29 protein-coding genes are annotated in these 25783 nt (G+C 61.3%); 21 read left to right on the forward strand and 8 right to left on the reverse strand.

Going from position 1 to position 25783, the window contains the following annotated elements:
- The first annotated feature begins 152 nt into the window (after nucleotides 1-152).
- From dnaK to AACZ26_RS01915, 12 genes are all read left to right on the forward strand, one after another.
- On the forward strand, nucleotides 153-2021 hold the full coding sequence (dnaK, locus tag AACZ26_RS01860) for a molecular chaperone DnaK (protein ID WP_339618664.1): 1869 nt from the start codon (nucleotides 153-155) through the stop codon (nucleotides 2019-2021).
- On the forward strand, nucleotides 2022-2711 hold the full coding sequence (locus AACZ26_RS01865) for a nucleotide exchange factor GrpE (protein WP_339618665.1): 690 nt from the start codon (nucleotides 2022-2024) through the stop codon (nucleotides 2709-2711).
- Nucleotides 2712-2728: 17 nt separating this feature from the next.
- Nucleotides 2729-3700 carry a DnaJ C-terminal domain-containing protein gene (locus tag AACZ26_RS01870; RefSeq protein ID WP_339618666.1) on the forward strand — a complete coding sequence of 324 codons (972 nt, stop codon included), beginning with the start codon at nucleotides 2729-2731 and terminating at the stop codon, nucleotides 3698-3700.
- A 5-nt stretch (nucleotides 3701-3705) separates the two neighbouring features.
- A complete protein-coding gene (locus tag AACZ26_RS01875) occupies nucleotides 3706-4140 on the forward strand; it encodes a heat shock protein transcriptional repressor HspR (protein WP_339618667.1) in 435 nt (144 codons plus the stop codon).
- Nucleotides 4141-4189: 49 nt separating this feature from the next.
- Nucleotides 4190-4972 carry a DUF2071 domain-containing protein gene (locus AACZ26_RS01880; protein ID WP_339618669.1) on the forward strand — a complete coding sequence of 261 codons (783 nt, stop codon included), beginning with the start codon at nucleotides 4190-4192 and terminating at the stop codon, nucleotides 4970-4972.
- Between the two features lie 241 nt (nucleotides 4973-5213).
- Nucleotides 5214-6062 carry a nitrilase-related carbon-nitrogen hydrolase gene (locus AACZ26_RS01885; protein WP_339618671.1) on the forward strand — a complete coding sequence of 283 codons (849 nt, stop codon included), beginning with the start codon at nucleotides 5214-5216 and terminating at the stop codon, nucleotides 6060-6062.
- Nucleotides 6063-6127: 65 nt separating this feature from the next.
- The gene (hydA, locus tag AACZ26_RS01890; RefSeq protein WP_100387926.1) at nucleotides 6128-7591 is read left to right on the forward strand and encodes a dihydropyrimidinase; all 1464 of its coding nucleotides are present in this window, start codon (nucleotides 6128-6130) and stop codon (nucleotides 7589-7591) included.
- 79 nt (nucleotides 7592-7670) lie between these two features.
- On the forward strand, nucleotides 7671-8687 hold the full coding sequence (locus tag AACZ26_RS01895; RefSeq protein ID WP_339618673.1) for a TIGR03842 family LLM class F420-dependent oxidoreductase: 1017 nt from the start codon (nucleotides 7671-7673) through the stop codon (nucleotides 8685-8687).
- A 4-nt stretch (nucleotides 8688-8691) separates the two neighbouring features.
- The gene (locus tag AACZ26_RS01900) at nucleotides 8692-9645 is read left to right on the forward strand and encodes an ABC transporter permease subunit (protein ID WP_339618676.1); all 954 of its coding nucleotides are present in this window, start codon (nucleotides 8692-8694) and stop codon (nucleotides 9643-9645) included.
- A complete protein-coding gene (locus AACZ26_RS01905) occupies nucleotides 9642-10535 on the forward strand; it encodes an ABC transporter ATP-binding protein (protein WP_339618678.1) in 894 nt (297 codons plus the stop codon). The genes AACZ26_RS01900 and AACZ26_RS01905 overlap by 4 nt, the downstream gene beginning before the upstream one ends.
- Complete coding sequence (locus tag AACZ26_RS01910) at nucleotides 10532-11383, forward strand: ABC transporter permease subunit (RefSeq protein ID WP_339618680.1); 852 nt, start codon at nucleotides 10532-10534, stop codon at nucleotides 11381-11383. Before AACZ26_RS01905 ends, AACZ26_RS01910 begins: the two co-directional genes overlap by 4 nt.
- 62 nt (nucleotides 11384-11445) lie before the next feature.
- On the forward strand, nucleotides 11446-12597 hold the full coding sequence (locus AACZ26_RS01915) for an ABC transporter substrate-binding protein (protein ID WP_339618682.1): 1152 nt from the start codon (nucleotides 11446-11448) through the stop codon (nucleotides 12595-12597).
- 76 nt (nucleotides 12598-12673) lie between these two features.
- On the opposite strand, the gene AACZ26_RS01920 is transcribed toward AACZ26_RS01915, so the two are convergent.
- From AACZ26_RS01920 to AACZ26_RS01935, 4 genes are all read right to left on the reverse strand, one after another.
- Complete coding sequence (locus AACZ26_RS01920) at nucleotides 12674-13486, reverse strand: ABC transporter permease (protein ID WP_339618684.1); 813 nt, start codon at nucleotides 13484-13486, stop codon at nucleotides 12674-12676.
- Nucleotides 13487-13493: 7 nt separating this feature from the next.
- On the reverse strand, nucleotides 13494-14321 hold the full coding sequence (locus AACZ26_RS01925; RefSeq protein WP_339618686.1) for an ABC transporter permease: 828 nt from the start codon (nucleotides 14319-14321) through the stop codon (nucleotides 13494-13496).
- Between the two features lie 100 nt (nucleotides 14322-14421).
- The gene (locus AACZ26_RS01930; protein WP_339618688.1) at nucleotides 14422-15600 is read right to left on the reverse strand and encodes an extracellular solute-binding protein; all 1179 of its coding nucleotides are present in this window, start codon (nucleotides 15598-15600) and stop codon (nucleotides 14422-14424) included.
- Between the two features lie 86 nt (nucleotides 15601-15686).
- Complete coding sequence (locus tag AACZ26_RS01935) at nucleotides 15687-16745, reverse strand: ABC transporter ATP-binding protein (protein WP_339618690.1); 1059 nt, start codon at nucleotides 16743-16745, stop codon at nucleotides 15687-15689.
- 131 nt (nucleotides 16746-16876) lie between these two features.
- Between AACZ26_RS01935 and AACZ26_RS01940 the strand changes: the two genes are divergently transcribed.
- On the forward strand, nucleotides 16877-17680 hold the full coding sequence (locus AACZ26_RS01940; RefSeq protein WP_339618691.1) for a GntR family transcriptional regulator: 804 nt from the start codon (nucleotides 16877-16879) through the stop codon (nucleotides 17678-17680).
- A 98-nt stretch (nucleotides 17681-17778) separates the two neighbouring features.
- Entirely contained in the window at nucleotides 17779-18483 is a 705-nt protein-coding gene (locus tag AACZ26_RS01945; RefSeq protein ID WP_339618692.1) for a cache domain-containing protein, read from the forward strand.
- A gap of 180 nt (nucleotides 18484-18663) precedes the next feature.
- Here the strand turns inward: AACZ26_RS01945 and AACZ26_RS01950 are convergent, their stop codons facing one another.
- On the reverse strand, nucleotides 18664-19245 hold the full coding sequence (locus AACZ26_RS01950) for an NADPH-dependent FMN reductase (protein WP_339618693.1): 582 nt from the start codon (nucleotides 19243-19245) through the stop codon (nucleotides 18664-18666).
- 105 nt (nucleotides 19246-19350) lie between these two features.
- Here AACZ26_RS01950 and AACZ26_RS01955 point away from each other — a divergent pair, with 105 nt between their 5' ends.
- Nucleotides 19351-19842: a MarR family winged helix-turn-helix transcriptional regulator gene (locus AACZ26_RS01955; RefSeq protein ID WP_339618694.1), complete on the forward strand. Its 492-nt coding sequence runs from the start codon at nucleotides 19351-19353 to the stop codon at nucleotides 19840-19842.
- Between the two features lie 27 nt (nucleotides 19843-19869).
- On the opposite strand, the gene AACZ26_RS01960 is transcribed toward AACZ26_RS01955, so the two are convergent.
- Both AACZ26_RS01960 and AACZ26_RS01965 read right to left on the reverse strand, forming a co-directional pair.
- Complete coding sequence (locus AACZ26_RS01960) at nucleotides 19870-20397, reverse strand: GNAT family N-acetyltransferase (protein WP_339618695.1); 528 nt, start codon at nucleotides 20395-20397, stop codon at nucleotides 19870-19872.
- A 43-nt stretch (nucleotides 20398-20440) separates the two neighbouring features.
- On the reverse strand, nucleotides 20441-20713 hold the full coding sequence (locus AACZ26_RS01965; RefSeq protein ID WP_339618696.1) for a hypothetical protein: 273 nt from the start codon (nucleotides 20711-20713) through the stop codon (nucleotides 20441-20443).
- A gap of 156 nt (nucleotides 20714-20869) precedes the next feature.
- On the opposite strand from AACZ26_RS01965, the gene AACZ26_RS01970 reads away from it, so the two are divergent.
- From AACZ26_RS01970 to AACZ26_RS01995, 6 genes are all read left to right on the forward strand, one after another.
- Nucleotides 20870-21475 (forward strand): dihydrofolate reductase family protein, encoded by a 606-nt coding sequence (locus AACZ26_RS01970; RefSeq protein WP_339618697.1) that lies wholly within the window; start codon nucleotides 20870-20872, stop codon nucleotides 21473-21475.
- Between the two features lie 90 nt (nucleotides 21476-21565).
- On the forward strand, nucleotides 21566-21895 hold the full coding sequence (locus AACZ26_RS01975) for a PadR family transcriptional regulator (protein WP_339618699.1): 330 nt from the start codon (nucleotides 21566-21568) through the stop codon (nucleotides 21893-21895).
- The gene (locus AACZ26_RS01980) at nucleotides 21892-23034 is read left to right on the forward strand and encodes a hypothetical protein (protein ID WP_339618701.1); all 1143 of its coding nucleotides are present in this window, start codon (nucleotides 21892-21894) and stop codon (nucleotides 23032-23034) included. Before AACZ26_RS01975 ends, AACZ26_RS01980 begins: the two co-directional genes overlap by 4 nt.
- 7 nt (nucleotides 23035-23041) lie before the next feature.
- Nucleotides 23042-23854 (forward strand): shikimate 5-dehydrogenase, encoded by an 813-nt coding sequence (locus AACZ26_RS01985; protein ID WP_339618704.1) that lies wholly within the window; start codon nucleotides 23042-23044, stop codon nucleotides 23852-23854.
- A gap of 71 nt (nucleotides 23855-23925) precedes the next feature.
- On the forward strand, nucleotides 23926-24189 hold the full coding sequence (locus tag AACZ26_RS01990; protein WP_339618706.1) for a ribbon-helix-helix protein, CopG family: 264 nt from the start codon (nucleotides 23926-23928) through the stop codon (nucleotides 24187-24189).
- Nucleotides 24186-24425, forward strand: coding sequence for a toxin (locus tag AACZ26_RS01995; RefSeq protein ID WP_339618708.1), 240 nt, complete (start codon nucleotides 24186-24188; stop codon nucleotides 24423-24425). The genes AACZ26_RS01990 and AACZ26_RS01995 overlap by 4 nt, the downstream gene beginning before the upstream one ends.
- Nucleotides 24426-24443: 18 nt before the next feature.
- On the opposite strand, the gene AACZ26_RS02000 is transcribed toward AACZ26_RS01995, so the two are convergent.
- Complete coding sequence (locus AACZ26_RS02000) at nucleotides 24444-25580, reverse strand: methyltransferase (protein WP_339618709.1); 1137 nt, start codon at nucleotides 25578-25580, stop codon at nucleotides 24444-24446.
- Nucleotides 25581-25783 lie beyond the last annotated feature (203 nt).

A 25783-nucleotide genomic window follows, 5' to 3' on the forward strand; every position in this document is an offset into this window, starting at 1 on the left:
TGCCGGGGCCCCGAGCGAATACCCTCCAGCCACCTTGAGTCACACACACTCAACTTTCAGCTACTGAGCTTGACTCTCGACGCGGGCAGGAGCAAACTTGATACATCGCGACTCAAGTTCGCAAACCCAAACGCTTAAAGGAGTAAGAGCACATGGCTCGAGCAGTAGGTATTGACCTCGGAACCACGAACTCCGTTGTTTCCGTTCTCGAAGGTGGAGAACCCACCGTCATCGCAAACGCCGAAGGTATGCGCACCACGCCATCCGTCGTCGCATTCACCAAGGATGGCGAAGTCCTCGTTGGTGAAACCGCCAAGCGTCAGGCCGTCACGAACGTTGACCGCACCATTGCTTCCGTCAAGCGCCACATCGGCACTGACTGGACCGTCAAGATCGACGACAAGAAGTACACCCCGCAGGAAATCTCCGCTCGTACGCTTGCCAAGCTCAAGCGCGACGCCGAGCAGTACCTGGGTGAAGACGTCACCGACGCCGTAATCACGGTTCCCGCATACTTCAACGACGCTGAGCGTCAGGCAACGAAGGAAGCCGGTGAGATCGCGGGCCTCAACGTTCTGCGCATCATCAACGAGCCCACCGCTGCTGCGCTCGCGTACGGCCTCGACAAGGGCAAGGAAGACGAGCTCATCCTGGTCTTCGACCTCGGTGGCGGAACGTTCGACGTTTCGTTGCTCGAAGTGGGCAAGGATGACGACTTCTCGACCATTCAGGTGAAGTCCACTTCGGGCGACAACCGCCTCGGTGGAGACGACTGGGATGCCCGCGTTGTTGACTACCTGATCCAGCGCTTCAAGGACTCGACGGGTGTCGACGTTTCTGGAGACAAGATCGCTAAGCAGCGCCTCAAGGAAGCTGCTGAGCAGGCTAAGAAAGAACTCTCGTCGCAGATGTCGGCAAGCATCCAGCTTCCGTACCTCTCGCTCACCGAAAATGGTCCGGCCAACCTCGACGAGACGCTGTCACGCGCCAAGTTCGAAGAGCTGACCGCTGACCTGCTCGAGCGCGTGCAGAAGCCCTTCAACGACGTCATCAAGGAGGCAGGCGTCAAGCTTGCTGACGTGGCGCACGTCGTTCTCGTGGGTGGATCAACCCGTATGCCCGCCGTTGTCGAGCTCGTCAAGAAGCTCACCGGTGGCAAGGAACCCAACAAGGGCGTGAACCCTGACGAGGTTGTCGCAGTCGGCGCAGCACTTCAGGCTGGTGTCTTGAAGGGTGAGCGCAAGGACGTTCTCCTCATCGACGTCACCCCGTTGAGCCTCGGTATCGAGACCAAGGGCGGAATGATGACCAAGCTCATCGACCGCAACACGGCAATCCCGACCAAGCGCAGCGAGACCTTCACCACTGCGGATGACAACCAGCCGTCCGTGTCGATTCAGGTCTTCCAGGGTGAGCGTGAGTTCACTCGCGACAACAAGAACCTCGGTACCTTCGAGCTCACCGGCATCGCGCCGGCGCCTCGCGGAATCCCGCAGGTTGAGGTCACCTTCGACATCGACGCCAACGGCATCGTGCACGTATCCGCTAAGGATAAGGGCACTGGCAAGGAGCAGTCGATGACGATCACGGGTGGCTCGAGCCTCTCGAAGGAAGACATCGAGCGTATGGTTCGCGAAGGTGAAGAGCACGCTGCAGAAGACAAGGCACGTCGCGAGGCTGCTGAAGTCCGCAACAACGCTGAACAGCTCGCATACTCCACCGGAAAGCTCATCACCGACAACGCAGAGAAGCTGCCAGAAGACGTCAAGACCGAGGTTCAGGCCGATGTCGACGCGCTCAACACGGCACTCGCTGGCGACGATGAAGCCGCGGTCAAGACCGCGTTCGACAAGCTCAGCGAAAGCCAGCAGAAGCTCGGTGAAGCAATCTACAAGCACCAGGAAGAAAACCCTGAGGCTGCTGCAGAGGGCGACGATGCAGCTGCGAGCGAGAGCTCGGATGAAGACATCGTCGACGCAGAAGTTGTTGACGAAGACGAAGCTGACTCGGACAAGAAGTAGATGTCTGACAAAAACAAGGACCACGACGACAACCAGGAGCCGGTGATCCGCGACAAACGTCGCGTCGATCCGGAAACCGGCGACATTCGTGCGGCCGACTCGGCTGCTACAGAGGAATCTGCGGCAGCCGAGGGGCAGCCCGCTGCTGATGAGGCTGCGGATGCTTCTGACGAATCTGCTGACGCTGGTGAACAGCCTGCTGCAGGTGCCGATAAGGCTCCCGACGAGCTGAGCGAAGAAGACCAACGTCTTCTTGAGGAAGCAAGTCGAGACCTCGTCGCCGAGATGCGCGATCAGATGCTTCGTGCGCAGGCTGAGCTGGTGAACTTCCGAACTCGCGTTGAGCGGGATCGGGTCGCTAACCGCGAAAGCGTGATTGCGGATGTTGTCCGGTCGATGCTGCCGGCTCTTGATGACCTCGACCGTGCCGACAAGCACGGCGACATCATTGAGGGATCGCCTTTGGCACTGGTCGCTCAGAAGATCAACTCCAGCTTCGAGCGGTTTGGGCTGCGCAAGATCGGTGAAAAGGGCGAAGCGTTCGATCCCGCTTTTCACGAGGCCGTTGTGCACTTGAACGACCCGGATGCAACCGAGAACACGATCGCCGACGTCATCGAGCCTGGCTACATTCTTGGTGAGCGCGTTGTGCGTGCCGCGAAGGTTGCAGTCTCTGGCCCTACTGAATAAGTCGGGGGTGGCGTGTAGTGGCTAGCCAAGATTGGTTCGATAAGGACTTTTATGCAGTGCTCGGTGTATCAAAGGATGTCTCCGAAGCTGATTTGAAGAAGACCTATCGCAAACTCGCGCGCCAGTTCCACCCGGACTCCAACCCGGGTGATCCGAAAGCTGAGGCGCGTTTCAAGGAAATCAGCGAAGCACATTCCGTGCTTTCTGATCCTGAAATGCGTCGCGAATACGATCAGGTTCGTGCCATGGGCTCGGGCGCCCGCTTCCAAGCGGGCGGCCAAGCCGGCGGCTTCGAAGATGTCTTTGGTGGCATGTTCGGTGGCGGCGGTCAGAGTTACGGCGGCGGTCAGTCGAGCGCGAGCTTCGAAGATCTCCTCGGTGGCATGTTCGGTGGGCCGGGCGGCCCTGGCGGCGGTCCCGGCTTCCGGGGTGGCCCCGCCAAGGGCCGTGACCTGGCGGCGAACACAACGCTCGACTTCGCGACAGCGATCAACGGCGAAACGATCAAGCTCCAACCAGCAGGCGGTCGTCCGATGAACGTCAAGGTTCCTGCGGGAGTCAGCGACGGTCAGAAGATCCGCCTCAAAGGTAAAGGTGAGCCGAGCCCCAATGGCGGCCCGGCTGGCGACTTGGTTTTGACGGTGACCGTGCGTAAGCATCCGGTATTCGAACGAGACGGCAACAACATTCGTGTTGTTGTCCCCGTCACGTTTGTGGAAGCAGTGCTCGGCGCCACCATCGAGGTTCCCACGCTCGGTGGCGCTCCCGTGAAACTGAAGGTTGCCCCTGGCACCCCGAGCGGGCGAGTATTGCGGGTAAAGGGTCGCGGAGTCGCGACAGCGAAAGCAACGGGAGACCTGCTTGCCGAAGTGCAAGTGGCGGTGCCCAACCGCATCCCGGAAGCTGCGCTTGCGCACCTCGAGGCCTTTGCAGAAGCGATGCCCGCAGAAAACCCGCGGGACGAACTGATTGCCAGAGCCAGGAGCTAATAACCATGGATGAGTTCACGCCCGCCTTCGCTATTGCCGTTGCGGCAGAGTTGGCAGGCATGCATCCGCAGACGCTGCGACAGTACGACCGTCTGGGTCTCGTGTCTCCCACGAGAACCAGCGGTCGGTCGCGGCGTTACTCTATGCGCGACGTTATGCAGTTGCGTGAAATTGCGGCGCTCAGCGCCGAAGGCCTCAACCTCGAAGGCATCAAGCGGATTCTCGATCTAGAAAACACGGTGACGGAGCTCAGCTCGCGCGTTCGCGAACTCGAAGCGGCGCTCGCCGACGAGCTTCTCGCCAGGCCGGGTCGCCGCGTCTTCGCCGCTGGTCAAGCGGGCGAAGTGATCTCCCTCAAGGCCGGAACGAGAGCCGAACGCACCGACCAGGTCGTGCTCTGGCGGCCGTTCGTTCGCCGCGATAACCAGCTGCCACGCTAATGACAAGGCCATCGCGTGAGCTCCCAGCAACCCCGCGAAAGGCGCGCTGATGTTCCGTGAAGCACCACCGCTCGGCGGCCCAGCCATTCTTCGACAACGCTGGAGCGAAGTCTCGTTTCTGCACTGGAAAGTAGACCCCGCGCTCGTCGCACCGTTCATGCCAGCAGGCTGCCGCCCGGATACCCTCAACGGCAGCACGTGGGTGGGGCTCATAGCTTTTCAGATGTCGCACAGTTCCTTCTTCGGTGGGCCCCGCATCCCGTGGCTCGGTGATTTTCCCGAAGTCAACGTGCGGCTCTATTCTGTCGATGACAAGGGCCGGCGAGGCGTTGTTTTTCTGTCCCTCGAGGCATCGCACCTGATTCCAGTACTCACCGCCAGAGCAGCTTTTGGGCTGCCCTATCAGTGGGCATCGATGAAGATCGGGCAGCGAGAAGGACAGGTTGCCTACAAGACGAAACGGCATGGCCGGCCGGATGCGGCATCCCACATCATTGTGCGTCCCGTGGACGATCCGGCGGCGAGCGTTGCGCTCGCGGCTGACCCGCTTGCGACGTTTCTGACTGCGCGGTGGGCGTTTCACGAGACCTACCGTGGACGCACTATCTACTGTCGCAACCACCACGAGCCGTGGCCCTTGCAGCCCGCTGAACTGGTGCACCTTGACGACGGGCTGCTGGCGGAGGCCGGGTTTGAGGGCCTCGCTGACCGCGCGCCGGATTCGGTCATGTACGCGAGCGATGTCACGACGACGTTCGCTACTCCCCAGCGACCTCTCCAAATTTCGAGGCCAATTGTGCGCCCGGTGTGGACGTCTGAGCGTTCTTCCTAGGGTCATTCAGCAATATGCCCAAGTCGCATAGACAATTTTGGGCAATATGGTCTCATCAGCACAAATGAGCATTGCCTCTTTGCTGACACAGGGACATGATGAGTAACCACAACGTCATATAGGCACAACACGATTGAAACGATGAACCCTGAGAATGATGGCACGGGGATAGTTCCCGTGAGCGCGTCATTCTCTCGGCTTTTCGCCGCAGACAACGACGCCACATAACGCAGGAGGCACCATGACGACAGTTCGCGCAGCGATCACTCAAACCACGTGGACAGGCGACAAGGAGTCGATGATCCAGAAGCACGAGCAATTCGCTCGGGATGCCAAAGAGCAGGGCGCTCAAGTCATTTGCTTCCAAGAATTGTTTTACGGCCCGTATTTTGGAATCACCGAAGACAAAAAGTATTACGCCTACGCCGAGCCCGCTGATGGCCCCATCGTGCAGCGTTTTCAAGCACTCGCCAAAGAACTCGACATGGTCATGATCTTGCCAATCTACGAAGAGGCCATGACCGGGGTTTACTACAACACCGCAGTGGTCGTGGACTCCGACGGCACCAACCTCGGTTCGTACCGTAAGCACCACATTCCTCATCTCGACCGGTTCTGGGAGAAGTTCTACTTCCGTCCCGGCAACATGGGGTACCCCGTTTTCAATACCGCGGTTGGCCCCATCGGCCTCTACATTTGCTACGACCGACACTTCCCCGAGGGCTGGCGCGAACTTGGTCTCAACGGTGCCGAGATTGTGTTCAACCCGAACGCCACCAAGCCCGGGCTCTCCAATCGTCTCTGGGAGGTCGAAGGCCCCGCCGCTGCGGTCGCCAATGGCTACTTTGTGCTTCAGCCCAACCGCGTTGGCCGCGAAGACAACGAATACGGTGACCTTGCTGTCGACTTCTACGGCACGAGCCAAGTGATCGACCCGCGCGGCAATTTTGTGGGAGAGCGCGGATCGGGCACCGACGAAGAAATCATGATTCGCGACCTCGACATGGACCTGGTTCGCCAGATGCGTGACGACTGGCAGTTCTACCGTGACCGTCGTCCGGACTCGTACACCTCGATTCCGAAGCCATAACGTCAGCCCCGGGCTGTCTACGCGCCCGGGGAAAACAGGCACACGACAAGCAAGAGGAGCGAATCATGGCCACCACTCTTATCTCCGGCGGAACAGTCGTCAGCTCAACGGGCCGAGCCCCAGCCGACGTCCTGATCGACGGCGAAGTAATCAAGGCTGTGCTGTCACCCGGCAGCACGCTGTTTGGAACGGATGTTGCGGCATCCGTCGACACCGTTATTGATGCCACGGGAAAGTACGTCATTCCCGGCGGCATCGATGCGCACACCCACATGGAGCTGCCCTTCGGTGGCACCGCGGCAATCGACACGTTCGAGACGGGCACTCGCGCTGCGGCGTGGGGCGGCACGACCGCGATCATCGACTTCGCGGTGCAGACCTTTGGCGAGCGCATCGAGGATTCTCTCGCAGCGTGGCACGGCAAGGCATCCGGCAACTGTGCGATCGACTACGGCTTTCACCAGATCGTTGGTGACGTTACGCCTGATTCGCTGAAGGCCATGGCGAAGCTGCCCGACGAGGGCATCACGAGCTTCAAGATGTTCATGGCGTATCCGGGCGTTTTCTATTCGGATGACGCTCAGATTCTGAAGGCCATGCAGGTGTCCCGCGACACCGGCCTCATGACGATGATGCACGCCGAGAACGGCCCGGTTATCGACGTTCTCGCTGAGCAGCTCGTGGAGCAGGGCAAAACTGACCCGTACTATCACGGTGTCGCTCGCGCCTGGGAGATGGAAGAGGAGGCGACGCATCGCGCGATCATGCTCGCCAAGCTCACCGGTGCTCCGCTCTACATCGTTCACGTCAGTGCGAAGCAAGCGGTCGAACAGATCGCCGGCGCTCGCGACCGCGGCCAGAACGTGTTTGCTGAGACCTGCCCGCAGTACCTGTACTTGAGCCTCGAAGAACAGCTGGGTGCTCAGAGCGAGCAGTACGGCCACTTCGAAGGCGCCAAGTGGGTGTGCTCGACTCCGTTGCGTTCGCGCGAAGAGGGCCATCAGGATGCCATGTGGCAGTCGCTGCGTACGAACGATGTGCAAATGGTCTCCACCGACCACTGCCCGTTCTGCATGAAAGACCAAAAAGAGTTGGGCCTCGCGGACTTCCGCAAGATCCCCAACGGCATGGGAACGGTCGAGCACCGTATGGACCTCATGTACCAAGGCGTTGTCACGGGAGAAATCACTCTCGAACGCTGGGTTGAACTAACGAGCACCACCCCCGCTCGAATGTTCGGAATCTATGGCCGTAAGGGCGTCATCCAGCCCGGTGCCGATGCCGACATCGTCGTCTACGACCCCAACGGCCACACCTCGATCGGTATGCCGGTCGACGAAAACGGCAAGCCAACGGGCAAGAAGCACCACATGAACATGGACCACGCTGCCTGGGAAGGCTTCGAAATCGACGGGCACGTCGACACCGTTCTCTCCCGTGGCAAGGTCATTGTGGACAACGATCAGTACCTCGGTTCGAAGGGTGATGGCCGCTTCATGAAGCGTGGCCTCACCCAGTACCTCACCTAAACGGTTGAAGTGCGGCATCCGTTCGGCAATGACCGACGGATGCTGCCTTGGCCTACCTTCCACGCGAACGAGGAGCACCATGGATTTCGGAGCAGTACTTCAGACCAACCCGCCAGCAGCGCGAACAGTTCAGCTCGCCAAGCTTGCTGAGGCACACGGCTTCAGCCATGTGTGGACGTTCGATTCCCACATTTTGTGGCAAGAGCCTTACGTGATTTACAGCCAGATTCTCGCCGAGACTCGAAAGATCACGATCGGCCCCATGGTGACAAACCCGGCCACTCGCGACTGGACAGTGACGGCATCCACCTACGCAACACTCAATGAGATGTACGGCAACCGCACCATTTGCGGCATTGGTCGTGGTGACTCTGCCGTGCGCGTCACGAACGGCAAACCGACAACGCTGAAGGATCTTCGCGAGTCGATTCACGTCATCCGCGAACTCGCGAACTCGCGCTCGGTCGAGCACGCCGGAGCACAATTGCAGTTTCCGTGGAGCACAGGCTCGGAGCTCGAAGTGTGGGTTGCCGCGTATGGCCCGCTCGCGCTCAAGCTCACCGGGGAAGTTGGCGACGGGTTCATCCTGCAGCTTGCCGACGTCGACATCGCCGAGTGGATGATCAAGAAAGTGCGTGACGCTGCTGAGGCGGTTGGTCGCGACCCGATGTCGATCAAGTTCTGTGTCGCCGCACCCATGTACATCGGTGACGATTGGGAGCACATGCGCGACCAGTGCCGCTGGTTTGGTGGAATGGTCGGCAATCACGTCGCCGACATCGTGAAGAAGTATGGGGCCGATGGTTCTGTGCCGAAAGCACTCACCGATTACATCAAGGAACGCGAAGGCTACGACTACAACGAGCACGGTCGGGCGGGCAACTCGCACGCCGCGTTCGTGCCCGACGAGATTGTCGACCGGTTCTGCCTCATGGGAACCGCTGAGCAACACATCGAGAAACTCGAGAAACTGCGGGCGCTCGGCGTTGACCAGTTTGCTGGCTACCTGCAGCACGACAATAAAGAGGAAACGCTGCGGGTCTATGGCGAAACAGTAATTCCCGCCCTGACCGATACCGTGACGGCGAAGGCCTAACCCGATGACGGCAACCCGCAACGACAAACGTGGGGGGAGTGCCGTCCACGTCTCGAACTCGTCAGCATCGATGGCCATGCCTGGGCGCGAGCGTCTGCTCAGTGGTTTCGGCTGGGGTATTGCTGGTGTGCTTCTGATCGCGCTGATCTGGGAGGGCTACAAGTTCTTCGGTCCAGACAACGGTGTGCTGATTGGTGAACTCCGCGTGCTCCCGCGCACGACCGACCTGGCCATGCCGCACCTCTGGGACATGATGGTGCGGTTGGCTGAGCCGGTTACGCGCGCCGACGGTGCACTTCCCCTCTGGGCCGTCGTTGCGCTCGCCGCTCTCACCACGCTCGGCATCGCCGCCGCGGGCTGGGCGGTAGGAGTGATCGTGGGCATCGCCTTCGCGCTCCTCATGCAGCGCTGGCGCCTCGCCGAATTCGGACTGCTGCCGTGGATCGTCATCAGCCAGACCGTACCGCTCATCGCCTTCGCCCCCGTGGTGAAGAGCTGGGGCTCCCGCGTCGAGATCGGCTCGTTCGAGTGGCAAGACTGGATGTCGGTGGCGCTCATTGCGAGCTACCTCGCGTTCTTCCCGATTACGGTCGGTGCGCTCAAGGGGCTGCAGTCTCCTGACCGCATCCACGTTGAACTGTTTGAAACCTACGCTTCGGGATACTGGCCGACACTGCTGAGGTTGCGGCTCCCGGCATCCGTTCCCTATCTTCTGCCTGCGCTTCGCCTTGGTGCGGCGAACGCCGTCATTGGCGCTGTTGTTGCCGAAGTGTCGACGGGACTTCAAGGCGGCATCGGGCGCCTGCTTATTCAATTCGCCGGTCAAGCATCGGGTGACCCTTCCAAAGCGTGGGGACCGATCTTCGGCGCCATCGTGCTTGGGCTCGTGGCTGCCGGCTCGGTGGCGCTGCTCGGCGTAATTCTCAAGGACTATAGACGAACCGAGGAGGCCGCATGAGCGACCAGATCCCGACCACTACTTCCGCCATCAACCTCGGCGCCAGCATGACAGCGGATGCCGCTGCCGTGCAGGTGCGCGGAGTCAACAAACAGTTTCAGACCGCGACCGGCATCGTGCATGCGCTCGAGAACATCGACCTCACGGTTCAGGCTGGCGAGTTCGTTTCGCTCATTGGCCCGTCGGGGTGTGGCAAGTCGACCCTCATGCGCTTGATTGCCGATCTTGACGATCCCACGTCTGGCGAGCTCACGGTGTTCGGTAAGACGGCGACGCAGGCTCGGCTCGATCAGGACTACGGCATCGCCTTTCAGCAGGCCGGGCTTTTGCCGTGGCGCTCGGTGGCCGCGAACGTCGCGCTTCCGCTGGAGTTGCACGGCGTAGCATCCGCTGCTCGTCGCACTCGTGTCGCGGAGCTGCTCGACATGGTGGGCCTCACCGAATTCGCCGACCGCTTTCCCGATCAACTCTCGGGCGGAATGCAGCAGCGCGTGGCTATCGCCCGTTCTCTTGCCGAGCAACCGCGACTGCTACTGATGGATGAGCCCTTCGGCGCCCTGGATGAGATGACGCGCGAAAAGATGCAGACCGACCTCGTTCGCATCGCCGCCGACACGGGAGCCGCTGTCGTGTTTGTGACCCACTCGATTCCTGAAGCGGTTTTCCTCTCTGACCGCGTCGTCGTTATGTCGCCGCGACCAGGGCGCATCAGCCAGATCGTTCCCATGCGATTGGCTGCCGCCGACGGCCGCGAAGAACGCGACGATGACCTGCGCGAAGCATCCTCCTTCTTCGAGATGGTTACCGAAGTGCGAGAAGCGTTGCACGGGGGAGCCGATCGCCGGGCCGACACCTCTCAGCGGAGCCCGCGAGGAGTGGATACTCGATGACGGCGAACTCGAGCACTACGGCGAACGCGATCCTTGGTCGCGGGGTGGGGGCGCGCCGCTCAAGGGGATGGAGCCCACGCACGGAAGCCACCCTTCGCGTCGTTGCGCCGGTTAGCTTCGGGCTGATCGTGCTCGTCATCTGGCAACTGCTCGTGACGGTGGGCGGTGTTTCTGATTACCTGTTGCCGAGCCCGGTCTCGATCGTGACGGAACTCGTAGATTTCTGGCCGTCCGTTGTCTCAGCCACGGCATTGACCGGCACTAACAGCCTGCTTGGACTACTCGTCGGCTCGCTCGTGGGCATCACTGCCGCGGCGCTCGCCGCGCGGTGGAGCATCATCGACCGGATGAGTGCACCGATCGTCGCGGCCCTCGCCGTTGTGCCGATCGTTGCTCTCGCCCCCGTGCTGAATTCGATGTTCGGTGCCGATAGCCAATTCGGTCGTCAAGCGATCGCCGCCATCGCCTCGTTTGTGCCAATCTTCATCAACACACTGCGGGGGTTCCGCCAGACGACTCCGGTGCATCGAGATCTGATGAAGGCCTACGCCGCGAACTCGGGCCAAATGCTGAAGTCGCTTACACTGCCCACGGCGCGCCCGTTCATTCTGACGGGCATCCGCATCGCATCCTCGCTCGCTGTGATTTCGGCACTCGTCGCAGAATACTTCGGCGGACCACGAGGGGGACTCGGCAGCTTGATTGCGACCTCGGCCGCCTCAAGTGCGTACGCCCGCGCCTGGGCATACGTCGTGGCATCCATCGCTCTCGGTTTGCTCTTTTACGTGGCGACGCTCGCACTCGAGCGACTCGTCTTGCGTCGCGTACCGACGGGAGGTGCTCGCTAACTACACGCTCGACCAGCTCTACCAGCAGTATCCACTTGCACCGTGAATCTGGAAGGTCTGACATGAAGTTCACTAAACGCCGCACACTCGCGGCCGGAGCATTCGCTGTTACGGCAGCGGTCCTCCTCGCAGCATGCTCCACTGGCGATGGGGGTGACGGCGGTTCTTCGGAGTCCGCTGACGGCCTCACCGAAGTGACGCTCCAACTCCAATGGCTCCCTCAGGGCCAGTTCGCCGGCTACTTTGCCGCAGCAGAGCAGGGCTACTTTGAAGAAGAGGGCCTCGACGTCGAAATCATCCCCTCGGGCGGTGACATTGTGCCGCAGGATGCTCTCGCCAACGGAGACGTTGACTACGCCGTTGCCTGGGTCCCCAAGGTGCTTGGCTCGATCGAGCAGGGTGCCAACCTGACCAACATTGCGCAGATCTTCCAGAAGTCGGGCACCCTTCAGGTGTCGTGGGCCGACTCGGGAATTGACTCAGTTGCTGACTTCGAGGGCAAGAAGATTGGCTCGTGGGGCTTCGGAAACGAGTGGGAAATCTTCGCAGCCATGGCAGCAGAAGGTCTCGACTCCTCGACTGTGCAGATCATCACACAGGACTTCAACATGAACGCGTTCCTGCAGGGCGACATCGATGCAGCTCAGGCAATGACCTACAACGAGTACGCCCAGCTGCTTGAGTCCACCGACCCCGACACAGGAGAGCTGTACCAGCCTGAAGACTTCAACGTCATCAGCTACGAAGACACCGTTGGCGCCATGCTCCAGGATGCGATCTGGGCGGACACCGAACGTCTCGACAGCGACGAGGACTACCAAGACACGACTGTTAAGTTCTTAAAGGCTGTTGTTAAGGGTTGGATCTACGCCGCGGAGAACCCCGAAGCTGCTGCCGAAACCACTCTTGCTGCCGGCTCTGGTTGGGGTCCAAGCCACGAACTGTGGATGGTCAACGAGACCAACAAGCTGATCTGGCCGGCACCGAACGGTATCGGCGTTATCGATGAAGCTGCGTGGGACCGCACGGTTGAGGGTGCCATCAGCGCCGTCAACGAATCGGGCGCCAGCCCCATCACGACGGCCCCGCCGGCAACGGCCTGGTCGAACGACTGGATCATGAAGGCTCTTGAAGAGCTCGAAGCCGATGGCGTTGACACGACCGGGGCAGACTTTGCGCCGATCGACGTCACCCTGCTTGAGGGCGGCAACTAGCCGAAAATGCTCGAGACGGATGCCGCCCTCACTCAGGTGAGGGCGGCATCCGTTCGTGTGGGGCTAGTGTGTTCCGCTACTCGCGTTCGTCGGCTCCGCGGGCCAGACGCTGCGAGACCCACACGGGGATGAACGAGGCGAGAATCACGACGGTCGCGACAACATTAACGAGGGAGGCCTCGTTGGGTCGCGCCATCTGGTTCATGATCCAGAGCGGCAGGGTGTCGACGCCCGGCGGGGCAGTGAAGATAGTGACAACAACTTCGTCGAAGCTCAGCGCGAAGGCCAGAATCGCTCCGGCAACGAAAGCACTGCGGAATTGCGGGAAGGTCACGAGGCGGAAGGTCTGCAGCGGAGTTGCGCCGAGGTCTCGGGAGGCTTCTTCGATGCTCGGGTTGATGCGGCGCAAGCGGGCGAGCACGTTGTTGAACACCATGACGATGCAGAAGGTGCCGTGGGCAATGATCATGCCGAAGTATCCGACCTCGATGCCGATCGGCTCGAGCACCTGGTTGTAGGTGTTGTTGAGGGCGACACCGGTCACGATGCCGGGCAGAGCAATCGGGAGCACGACGAGCAGGTTCACGGTCTGCTTGCCGAAGAACGTGTAGCGCTGCAGGGCAAAGGCCACGAGCGTGCCGAGGATGAGCGCAATAGCCGTGGCGCCGAGGCCCACGATGACCGAGTTGAGCAGGGCAGCCCGGATGGGTTCGCTCACGAACGCCTTCTCCCACCAGATGGTGGAGAACTCCGCGATCGGCCAGCTCGACAGGCGTGCGGCACTGAACGAGTTGATGACCACCAAAAACAGTGGGATGTACATGAACGCGACGGCAATCGCGACGATAGTGCCGAGGGTGAACTTGGCGCCGAGGGAGAGTCTCAACATGGCGGCATCACATCCGTTCCAGTGCGCCGGTGCGCTGCACGCTGACGAGGTAGATGACAACAAAGGCGATCGGCACGAGCGAGAACGCGGCGGCGATCGGAGGGTTCAGGTTGATGTTCGAGGCGATGATGCTGCCGATCATCTGGGTCGAGCCACCCACGAACTTGGCGGCGATGTAGTCGCCGAGGCTGAGGGAGAACGTGAAGATGGAGCCGGCAATGATCGCCGGTTTAATGAGGGGGAGAACAACCGTGCGGATGGTGAACCCGGCGCCAGCACCCAAGTCAGACGACGCGTCGAACAGGTTCGGTGGCAACTGGCGGATCGCGGTGTAGACCGGCACCGCCATGTAGGGCAACCACAGATAGGTGAGCGTCAGCACCACGGTGACGATGCTGAAGCCCGGGCCGCTGATGCCGAGCGGGCCGAGCATCGAGTTGAAGAAACCCTCTTCGGTGAAGGTGATGCGCATGGCCAGAATCTTCACGAGGTAGCCGGCCCAGAGCGGCAGGGTGATCGCCACGGCCAGAATTGCCCGCAGTTTCGGCGAGGCAACTTTCGCCATGAAGATGCCGAGTGGGACCGAGATCAGGATGCTCAACACAGTGACTGCGAGGGCGATGCCGAGAGTGCGCAGCGAAGTTGACGCATACGCGGGGTTCGCGATGATCTGCTCAAAGTTGCGGAGGGTGAAGCCCGGTTTCACCTTTGAAGTAAAGGGGTCGGTCACCCAGAACGCCGTCACGAGAAGCATGATGAGCGAGAAAATGTAGATGCCGATGAGCCACAGCATGGGCAGCGCCAGCAGTGCCGAGAGTTGCGCGCGGCGATTCATGGGAGTCCGATCGATTGGTGCGTGTGGGGAGTGCAGCTCGTGAGTTGCGGGTCGAGCGAGGGATGAGGGGTGGGTTGGTGAGGCCCACCCCTCGGGCTAGCTAGCTCTTGACGGAGAGCCAGGCATCCGTCCACTGCTGGAAGTTCGTGCAGGTGACGTCAGTGCGACCATCGATGCACTGCTCGATGGGGGTGGTCCAGAACCAGACGTTGCTGAAGTACTCTTCGTCGGTGGCGTTGAAGTACTCGCAGTGTGCTGCGGCTTCGTCGCTCGTCTCGCAGAAGGCAGCGTTGGCGGGAGCCATACCGAAGTTGGTGGCGATAGCACCGTTCACGTCAGCAGCGCTCGTGTAGTCGACCCAGGCGTACGCGCAGTTGGGCGACTGCGACTCGGCAGCGATCATCCAAGCGTCCGACCAACCGGTCGAACCCTCTTCGGGAAGCACGCTCTTGAACTTGTCGTCGTCAGTGAGCTTGCGCAGGATCTCCCACGAGGTACCGAGCGAGGTGGTTCCGCCGGCGAACGAGGTGATCTGAGCGGCAGGGTCAGCCCAGTACTCGGAGACGATCTTGTTCTGCTGCTTGAGCAGGTCGATCGCAGCGTCGAGCTGGTCCTGATCGAGTGCGTACGGGTTGGTGATACCGAGGTCGGGCTCGTGAGCCATCAGGTACACGGCTGCGTCAGCAATGTAGATCGGTGCGTCGTAGGCGATGATTTCGCCGGCATAGGGGCTGTCTGCTTCCCACGCAACATCCCAGCTGGTGGGTGCTTCGGTGACGACTTCGCTGTTGTACTGGAGGATGTTCGCACCGCGGCCAATGGGCACGCCGTATGACTTGCCGTTGATGGTGTCGTAGATCTGGCCCTTCATGCCCTCAACAATGTCGTCACCGAAGTTCGGCACGAGGTCAAGGTTGATTGGCTGGACGTCGCCACCGGCGATGAGGCGAAGGCTTGCGTCACCCGAAGCAGACACGAGGTCGTAGTCGCCCGTACGCATGAGCTGAACCATTTCGTCACTCGTGCCGGCAACGCGGCGGTTGACGGTGCAACCGGTTTCCGCAGTGAAGTCGTCGGACCAGGCAGGCTCAACGAAGCCGCTCCACGCGACAATATTGACTTCGCTTTCCATCTCGCCGAGCTCTTCGAGCATGGGAATATCAGGAACATCGATGCTGAGGCCGCCGGCAGCGGTGCCGTCGGTGTCAGCGGAACAGCCCGTGAGGGCGAGCGCGGCGACAGCAATGAACGCTGCGCCGGTCATGATCTTGGATCTCATGGTGACTCCTTTATGTGATTGGTGAGTGCTGGTGTGTTGCGGCTGGTCCGGTTGTGCCGGAAGCGCCGGTGCTGCGGGGTGGTCTGTTAGCCGATGCGTGAGGCATGATCGGTGGTCCATTCGACGCGCACCCGGTCGCCGCGCGCAAAAGCGGATTCGGCGGAAGGGTGGTGGTCATTGGCGCGTTCGGCAATCACGCGCACACCCGATTCGGTATCGACGAGAAAACGCGTGGTCGGTCCCGTGTACACCGTTTCGGAAACGGTGCCGACGAGAGACACGGCTCCGGCGCTCGCGGCGGTCTCGGCGGTGAGTAGGCGGACACGTTCGGGGCGAACGCTCGACTGCACGCCATCCGGTGAGAGCTCGGCAGGGATCAAATTCGAAAGGCCGAGGAACTTGGCCACGAACTCGGTCGCCGGGAATTCGTAGACCTCGCGAGCCGTGCCGACCTGTTCGACATGGCCGTTGTTGAAGACCGCAACGCGGTCGCTGAGGGTGAGGGCCTCTTCTTGGTCGTGGGTGACGAAGATGAAGGTGATGCCGACTTCGCGCTGAATCTGCTTCAGCTCGATCTGCATCTCTTCGCGCAGTTGCTTGTCGAGGGCGCCGAGCGGCTCATCGAGCAGCAACACTTGGGGCCGCAGGATGAGCGCGCGAGCCAGGGCGATGCGCTGGCGTTGGCCACCCGAGAGCTGGTGGGGCAGGCGGTCGGCCACGGCCGAAAGGCGAACCTGCTCAAGGGCGACGCCTACTTGAGCTGCCCGTTCGGCGCGGCTGACGCCGGCAACGCGCAGGCCGTAGCCCACGTTCTCGGCGATCGTGAAGTGCGGGAACAGCGCGTAATCCTGAAAGACGGTGTTGACCTGGCGGGCGTGGGGCGGAACCTGAGTGACGTCAACACCGCTGAGGTGGATGCTGCCGCTCGTGACGTTCTCGAAGCCTGCGATCATCCGCAGCACAGTCGTCTTGCCCGAGCCGGAGGGGCCGAGCATCGAGAGAAACTCGCCGGGCTTCACGTCGAGGTCGAGTGCCTCGACGGCGGTGAAGTCGCCGAATGTCTTGGAAACACCGGCGAGGCTGACGGCGCCGGGCGCGGGAGCGGAGTCCGTTGCGGACGAGGCTTGGTGAGCGGACGCGTGCACGAGTGACTCCTTGGAACGACGGTGATCTCTGAGTGAGAGTAAACCTATAGAACCAGAGTTCATATTTCAAGCGTGTGTCCAAATCGTCACAAAAGGGCAACGGCTCAGGTGATCGGTGCGAGAATTGAGCAATGCACTCGACTGACTCGGCAGATGCGCCGCGAAAAGGTGCGGTGATTGCTGATGACACCGCGCGCTCTCGCGATGCCGCGCGGCCCGGCAGACTGCAGGGTGCGCTCTTTCAGTCCATCGGTGACGCGGGCCGTGCCGAGCTCGTTGAGCGTCGACTCGCCAGCGCAATTACGGGCGGACACTTGCGTGCAGGAGAACGTCTCCCCTCTGAGAATGACCTCGCCCGAAGCTTCGGCGTAGCGCCGACAACCGTGCGCGAGTCTCTGCTTGCGTTGCGCAGTCAGGGTCTCGTGGTCACTCGTCGTGGTCGCAACGGCGGCAGTTTTGTGGCGGACTCAGCCGACCCGGTTGCCCATGCGCGCACCGCTTTGGCGGCGACATCCCGCGTCGCTCTTCGTGATTTGGGCGCCCACTACGCGGCTATCACGGCAGCATGCGTTCGTCTGGCCGCGCGGCGAGCAGTGCCCTCCGAAGTGCAGCAAGTGCGTTCTCGACTTGATCGTCTCGACGAGTCAGATCTTGAGCAGTGGCGCAGCACCCTCGATGATGCGCAGATCGAACTTGTCGCGCTCAGTCAGTCAGCCAGGCTCACTCGCGAGCAGATGCGATTGCAGGCCGAAATGTCGCCAATGCTTCGCCTGATTGACGTGGATGAGACATCCCGTCGGGCTCAACCAGTGCTGCTGGCCAGTGTCGTGGATGCTGTGGAAGCAAGTGATGACCACGAAGCTGTTGCCGCCACCGAACGCATGGTCGATGCCGTGATCAACTCCCTCATTCATCTGCAGTCGTCCTGGCGCTGAAGTAGCGGTGCGGGCCGTCTGGTGCATAGGATGCCACGAACAACACGAGTCAGAGTAGGCGGCACCCCGATGACCACGAGCGATAGCGCGGCGCAGCGATGACGACAGCAACGGGCACGAGCACCGCAGCTCGCGCGGCGGCCATCGTCTCGCAATATTTCCATGCTCCAATTGCCAGTCTTGAAGCCACCGCAGCGCTGCTCGGTACTGAGCTCGCGGTAGCCGGTGACCTCGGCCCCCTCTCGTCACAGCAGCTCGACTCTCTGGTTGAGCCTCATGCTCTCGCGACGGTCGCGCTGCCGGATGTTCACGTCTACGGTGCCGGTTTTATTGCTGCGGTTGGGCTGCTGACGGATGAGCGAAACCATCTGTCGTGGTGGCAGGGCGATGACCCCAAACGCCTACTCTTGGCTGCTCAATCGGTGAACAAAGAGCACATCGATTACAGCGAACTTGAGTGGTTCCGGGTACCGATGGAGACGGGTCGCGGCCATGTCGCTGGGCCCTATGTTGACTACCTCTGCAGCGATGAATACACCATCACGATTGCCGCACCCGTGCACATCGACGACACTTTTGTTGGTGTTGCTGGCCTCGATTTGCTGATCGATTCGGTTGAGCGACAGCTGTTGCCGAAGCTCGCCGAGCTTGGTGACAAAGTGACGCTCGTCAATAGTGTTGGCCGCGTTGTTGTCTCGACGGATCCACGTCACGCCACCGGCGATGCTGTGCGTGGCGGAGCGCTTGCCGACCTCGCGCGCACTGCGTGTGAGGGCGTCGCGCTGGAGATCATCGCGGAGTAGTTTGGCGCAGCGATCGCCGGCGACGGTCGTCGACGGCTATGGCCGGTCGCGATGGTTGGCAGCCGTGAGCGGCCTCGATGCCCGACAGCGATGGCCGACCGCAACCTCCGGCCGCCACCCCGAACGCACAAACGGCCTCCCGGTTATCCCGGAAAGCCGTTTGAGGGGGTGTGCGTGAGCTTAGGCAGCGGCGGTGGCCAGCTGCTCGGTGCGCACGGATGCCATTCCGCGCGACCAGGCAGTGAGCTGGTCGACCATCGGCGCGAGGGTGCCGGCGTTCTGCTCGGTCGGGGCGAAGACGCTGAAGTTTTCGAAGTCGGTGAACAGCGAGAACATGACGGAGCGCTGCACGTGAGCGACCTGAAGTTCGGAGAGCACTCCGCGCAGGTGCTCGACGGCGCGAACGCCACCCATCGAACCGTAGGAGACGAAGCCAGCGGCCTTGTTGTTGAACTCAGCGTTGAGGAACGAGAGGGCATTGACGAGAACGGGACCGGCGGTGTGGTTGTACTCATGGGCTACGAAGATGAAGCCGTCGAACTCGCTGATCTTGGCTGACCACGCCTTGGTGTGGTCGTTTTGGTAGTTCTGGTACGCGGCGGGGTAAGGCTCGTCGAGCATCGGAAGGTCGAAGTCGGCAATGTTCACGAGTTCGAACTCAGCGTCGTCGCGGGTCGAAACCTGGGCGAGAACCCATTCGGCTACGGACTGGTTGACGCTGCCGGGACGGCTGGCGCCCGTGATGATCGCAATCTTGGTCATGCTGTATCCCCTTAGGACGAGTTTTGTTGACGTGTCACTAAAGATGTTGTCATATCAACAATAAAGTGTCAAACTAAATATTGCGAATGATGAAAAGAGGCTGTCGTGACGAATGCGCGAGAAATGGATGACCGCGAAAACGACGTGTGGCGAGCCTTCGTGAGTGCCTCGCAGCAGCTGATCTCGTCTCTCGACAAGCAGCTGGCGCAGGATGCTCAGCTCTCCGGGCCCGAACATGCGGTGCTCGCGGCCCTCACCGAGTACGCCGCTGAATCGGACACTCTCGTTCGCGCCCGCGACCTCGGATTGTCCTTGGGCTGGGATCGCAGCCGACTCTCTCACCTGCTCAAGCGGATGGAAACTCGCGGCCTCCTCAAGCGCATGAGCTGCCCCTCGGATGCGCGCGGCCTAGACGTGCAGATCACCACCGACGGTCTCGAAGCCGTGCAGCAGGCATCATCCGGCTATACCGAATTTGTGCGCACGCACTTCTTTGACGTGCTGACCCCAGACGAGCAGAATGCTCTGGCCTCGGTCAGCCGCAAGATCAAGTCCACCCTTGAGCCGCAGTGCGACTCGGAGGGCCCCACCTCGTAGTTGCTGCGCTAGAGACGCAGAGCGCGGTCAGTCGAGCGTCTTCGTGAGAACTTCAAACTGCAGGTCATCGCGCCGCGGGGTGCCGACGCGCTCATCGCCATACGGGAACGGCTTCGTTATTCCGGTGCGCACGTAGCCGCGGCGTTCGTAAAACGCGATGAGTTCTTCCCGAACATCGATCACGGTCATCTGCATCACAGCGACGCCCCACTCGCGAGCCGCATAATTCTCGGCCTCAGTCAGAACTACGCTCCCGAGACCGCTGCCCTGCTGAGCGGGATCGACCGCGAACATGCCGAAGTAGCCCTTGCCGTCGACATCCGCCACGTGCGCGCACGCAACAAGCTGATCGCCGCGCTCTGCCAGCAGGATGATCGAACGGTCCCGCGACAGGTCCGCTTCTAATGCTGCGGCGTCGATGCGCTCGCCATCGATCAAGTCGGCTTCGCTCGTCCATCCGGTGCGGCTAGCGTGGCCCCGATAGGCCGACGTAACCAGTGCAACCAGGGCAGGGATGTCGTCGGTCGTTGCTGCGCGGAAGGCCAGGGTCGTCATGGCAGCAGCTTAGGCGCGAGTCTGCTGCGGAATTTCATCTTTCTCATTTCTGCTGGTTGCGAGTGGCGAACTCAAGCGTGATGAACGGGAGATTTTCGCGGTCAACTACGGCGGTGACCGATCCGCCGCTCGCGAGTTTTGCTCCAACCGCGTACACAAAAGGGTCGGTGGCGATGTCGACGCCAGACACCATGTCTCGTCGATCGCGCTCTGCCCTGCGAACTCCATCACTGGGATAGGCGTTTGCTCCAGCAACCTGGCGAGATCCACCCGTGGGTCGGGTGCGTTCTCGGGGGAGAACTCCGGTGAAATCCATGTTCTCATGGTGCGCTCGCGCGAGAGAAATGACAAGTGCTCGGGAAAATTGTTCGTCATCAATCCTGTGCGAACGGATGATTGCAGCATGCGGTCGACCCGGAGTAGATTTCCGACCACTGGGCACCAATAGCCACGTCCGCCAAAGGGGTCGTCAATGTCAGAAACCACCTGCCACAGGTCAGTCTCGCTCGACGGGTTCGTTGCCGGCCCCGAGCAGAGCCTTGAGAATCCGCTCGGGAAGCGTGGACTCGAGCTGCACAGCTGGCACCTCGGTGATGCGCGCACGAACGAAGCCGACCGGACTGCGAGCGGCTGGCTCATGCGCCCGCGCGGTGCGTATGTCATGGGCCGCAACATGTTTGGGCCGATCCGCGGGGAGTGGGATCAAGACTGGCGTGGGTGGTGGGGTGCCGAGCCGCCGTACCACGCCCCCGTTTTCGTGCTCACTCATCACGCGCACAAGCCCATCGAGATGGAGGGCGGGACAACGTTCTTCTTCGTCACCGACGGCTTTGATGCCGCCTATGCGCAGGCGCTTGAGATGGCCGCGGGCAAGGGCGTCGACATCGCGGGAGGGGCATCCACAGTGAGGCAAGCGCTCCTCGCCGGTGTCATCGACGAGTTGACGCTCGACATTACTCCTGTGTTGCTTGGCGCTGGCGAGCGACTCTTCGATGGGATCGAAACGTTTGGTTTCGAGCCAGTTGAAGTTCTGCAGTCGCCGCTGGCCACCCACATCCGCTACCGCCGCACCGGGTAGCGGGTGGCCGAGCTCGGTGGTGACCCGTGGCGATCGCTGACCCTCGCACTGGGGCAGGAGAAGCTATCTCTATATAGCTAGTTTTGAGCCATGCAGCCATTGACTCGGGTCACCCCCGCCACCATCGACGTTCTGCACACGTTCGTCGAATCATCCGACGCTCTCTGGGGGCTGCGGGTAATTAAGGAAAGCGGCCGCCCCGCAGGAAGTGTGTACCCGATCCTTGAACGACTGGAATCGTTGGGATGGGTCGCCTCTCGTTGGGAAGAAGATGACTCGCGACCAGGTCCGCGACGTCGCTACTACGAGCTCACCGATGGCGGTGCGGTTGCTGCTCGAGCGGCGATTGCATCATTCGTTGAGGCCCGACGTCCGAAAGCTGCTCCCAGTGTCATTGCTACTTCGGCGGTGACAGCATGAGCGCCTTCTCGACATTAATCGTGCGCGTCGCTGCATCACTTCTGCCGCCGGAATCCCGCGCCAGGTACCGGGAGCAATGGCTTGCAGATTTGCGGGATGCGCCTGAGCTGGGCATTGGGACAGGAGAAATCGCCGCGGGCTCGATGGCATTCGCCATGGCTCATGGCCGAGTGCTCCCGAATCTAGGCTCGGCGCGCGGGTGGACCGTAACCGCTCGGGCAAGGCTTGCCGTCGGGCTGTCCTTGAGCGTCGCGGTGTTGGCGATCGTGCAGGTATCCACTCTCAGCGCAGGTGGATTCGTCGGTAACACGGCCTATGACTTCATCACGTTCACCGCGTCGATGCTCCTGCTCGCTTTCGGGATCGTCGCACCGCTACTGGCTCTGATCTTGGCCTTTGCTACTGCAGGCATCACACGTCGGATACGTCTTGCCGTGGCCCTTCTCGTCATGGCGAGCACCGCTGCCATTTTTTCGGGCGCGCACGGCATCCAATTCTGGTGGATGTCCGTGCTGGGGCCCTTTACGCCGGGAAGCTTGATCTATCCCTTGGCGATCGTTCTCGTTGCTGTTGCTTGCAGGGTGGCGTGGCGAGAACTTCGCCCGGCTGAACAGGCTCCGTCACGGCGCATGCGACGCGAACTCTTGCTTGCCTCGGTCGCGGGCGGGCTCCTTGTCGCGACGGCCGCGATCGTTGGTTTTCTTCACGCGAGTGCGCTCTGGGATGCCCGCACTCCGCTCGTGTTTGAGCTCCCCTTTACTGAATCCAATCGTGCCTTCTTTGAAGATTGGATGACGCTCAAAGTGCAATTTGAAAGTCAGGTGACGACGGTTCTCGGATTGTGGATTGTTATCGGAGTTGTTAGCGCGGTCACGGTTGCTCTGTTCGGGCTCAGCCGGTGGGCGACGATCCGTCGGGTAATGGCACTTTCGTTCGGAGCGCTGAGCCTAGTTCTCCTTTCCTACGGGTCAATTCTTGTTTTTCTGAACCTGGGGTCTTCAGATGTCGCGGCGACCCAGCCTGTTGAATTGTTGATGCTCATCGCGCGTTGGACGCTTGTGGCGTTGATTGTGCTCGTGGTCGGTGGAGAGCGGAACACCATGAAAGCACGGCGCCAACTGCAATCTGCGCGACCATAATGGGTCAATGCCAATCCTCAATAAAGACATGACGCTGTGCATTTCGCTGGCCGCACGCCCCTCAAACCTAGGCACGCGATTTCACAACTATCTGTACGAAGAACTCGGCCTGAACTTCATTTACAAAGCCTTCACGACGAGCAACATTGAGGATGCCATCGCCGGGGTCAGAGGCCTGGGCATCCGCGGTTGTTCCGTTTCGATGCCGTTCAAAGAGGCAGTGCTTGAGCTTGTGGATGTTGTCGAGCACTCCGCCGCAGCGATCGAGTCGGTGAACACGATCGTGAACAATGACGGCGTGCTCACGGCATCCAACACTGACTACGAAGCTGTCGCGGATCTGATCGCACGCCACCAGCTCGACCCGAGCTTGTCGGTGCTGGTTCGCGGATCGGGTGGCATGGCGAAAGCGGTCGTCGCTGCGTTCCACGGTGCCGGTTTCGCCGACCTGACGGTGCTTGCCCGCAATGTCGAGGCCGGCGAAGCGCTGGCCGCGAAGTATGGCTACCGCGCCGTGAGCGTCACCCCGCAGCCGGGCCACGCGGTGATTATCAACGTCACCCCTCTCGGGATGGCGGGCGACGCTGCCGAAGAACTCGCGTTCACGCCCGACCACATCCGCGCCGCGCAGACGGTGTTCGATGTGGTGGCGTTCCCGGCCGAGACCCCGCTCATTCGGGCCGCTCGGGATGCCGGAAAACTCGTCATCACGGGCGCTGAAGTCATCGCGCTCCAAGCTGCGGCGCAATTCGTTCGCTACACCGGCGTCACGCCGACGCCCGACCAGATCGCACGTGCTTCGGCGTTCTCGCGGGAGTAGTGGCTCGTTCTGTGACTGACCCGCTACAGGCTTCCCTTGTCGATGGTCTATTTTCGTATTACATTAAACACATGAGTATAGGCGAATCGGTAAACGGAGTGCCCGTCACGGAAGAGCAGATCGCCGCATGGGCTGCTGAGGCAGAAGCTGGGTATGACGTCGCCAAGTTGAAAGAGCGCGGTCGTGGCCGCCCTGGGCGAGGCGCTGAACCTTCGCAGGTTGTGGCGCTTCGGCTCACTCCAGATGAACTTGCCGCGCTCGATGCCCGCGCGGCACGCGAGCACAAGACGCGGTCGGAGGCGATCCGCGACGCACTCACCTCATACGTCGCGTGAAGGTTCACGATTCGGCTCTCAAACACGGCGTTCGGTCGGAAGACTCAATCCAAGCTGCGACATGGTCGCTCTGGATCGAAGACCTTGATGATGACTCGCCCGCGCGCCAACTTCGCCTGGGGTTCGACACGCAGGGTCGTCTCCTTGAGACGGTTGTTCTCGTTTTCGACAGCGGAAACGAGCTAATCATCCACGCTATGAATGCTCGGCCGCAGATGCTGGATCTGCTGCCCTAGAAATTACTTGGAAAGCACCTACGCCCGCACCGAAACCGTCACCGTGAACTTGCTGTTGCGTCCGGCCTGGCGGGTGGGGCCGACGGTGCGGTTCAAGTAGTCGCGATACCCGAGGTGGGTGTTGAAAACGACCCACAGTTCTCCGCCGGGTTTCAGCGCGCGGCGGGCGTCAGCCAGCATCCGCAGAGCAACGCCCGCATGCACTGTCGCGCCGGTGTGGAAGGGCGGATTGCACACAATCAGATCAGCACTGGCCGCCGGGCGTTCGGTGAGAGCGTCTTCGCGCGCGGCCTCAACTCGCGCCTCGACACCGTTCGCGTCAGCCGTTTCACGGGTCGAGGCTACGGCGGCGATGGACTGGTCAATCGCGACAACGTTGAGGCCGGGGCGGGCGAGAGCGAGCGACGCGGCGAGCACGCCGGTGCCGCTGCCGAGGTCGATCGCGCTGCCGGCATCCGCCTTCATTTCGGGCAAAAACGTCAATAAGAAACGCGTGCCAATGTCGAGGGTGGCCCCGGCGAAGGCGCCACCGTGGGCGCTGACCGTGAGCTCATCGACGGGGAGCTCCGGCTCCCGCAAGACTGAGGTTGTGGGGTAGCGCTGTCCATCATTGTCATGCCGAATCCCGAGCGCGGTCAGAGTGCGCGACTTTTGCCGGGCACGCCCCGCATTCACTTCATTGAAGGAACGCGCCAACACGTCATTCATCGCGAGCGTCATGTGCTTGAGGCGGCCACCCGCAATCACCGTGACATCGGGGGCAGCATGGCGGGCAATGGCCTGCGCCCACTCATCCAGCTCGGCCAGGCTGCGCGGCAACTGCATCAGCACCACACGTGCACCCGATAGCAACGAGCCATTGAGCGTGTGCGATTCGTAGCGGTCAACCAGATCGCCCGCGTTCGACGCCAATGCCAACTCTGACACCAAAGAATCCTGAAAAACCCGGATGCCACGGCACCCCGCCAGCGCGGCAGCCCCGAGGGTGAGCGCCCCGTAGTTGTCACCCATCACGACAAGCTCACCAGGTTGGAGATCGGCCAACTGAGATTCCGCTTCATCAAGGATGAGGCGATCACTCGCATCCACCGCAAAAAGGTTGGGAGCTTCGACATCGGGCCAACGTCGCAGAGTGGCGAAAACGTGGTCAGACATGGGGAGCTCTTTCGGTGGCGCGGCACCGCAGCAAGGCTGAGCGGCTGACGCTAATCGTAGCCGAGCGCCCTGCGGCACTCCTTAACCCAAAGAGCGAGCGGCCCCGGCACTAGTGGGGCCACTCGCTCAACGGAACCTAGTTGTAGCCGCGTGTGATGTTCGGCTCGTCAATGCACAGAGGACATTCCTCTATATGTGTTGAC

The sequence above is a fragment of the uncultured Salinibacterium sp. genome (genome assembly GCF_963974405.1).
Lineage (GTDB): Bacteria > Actinomycetota > Actinomycetes > Actinomycetales > Microbacteriaceae > Rhodoglobus.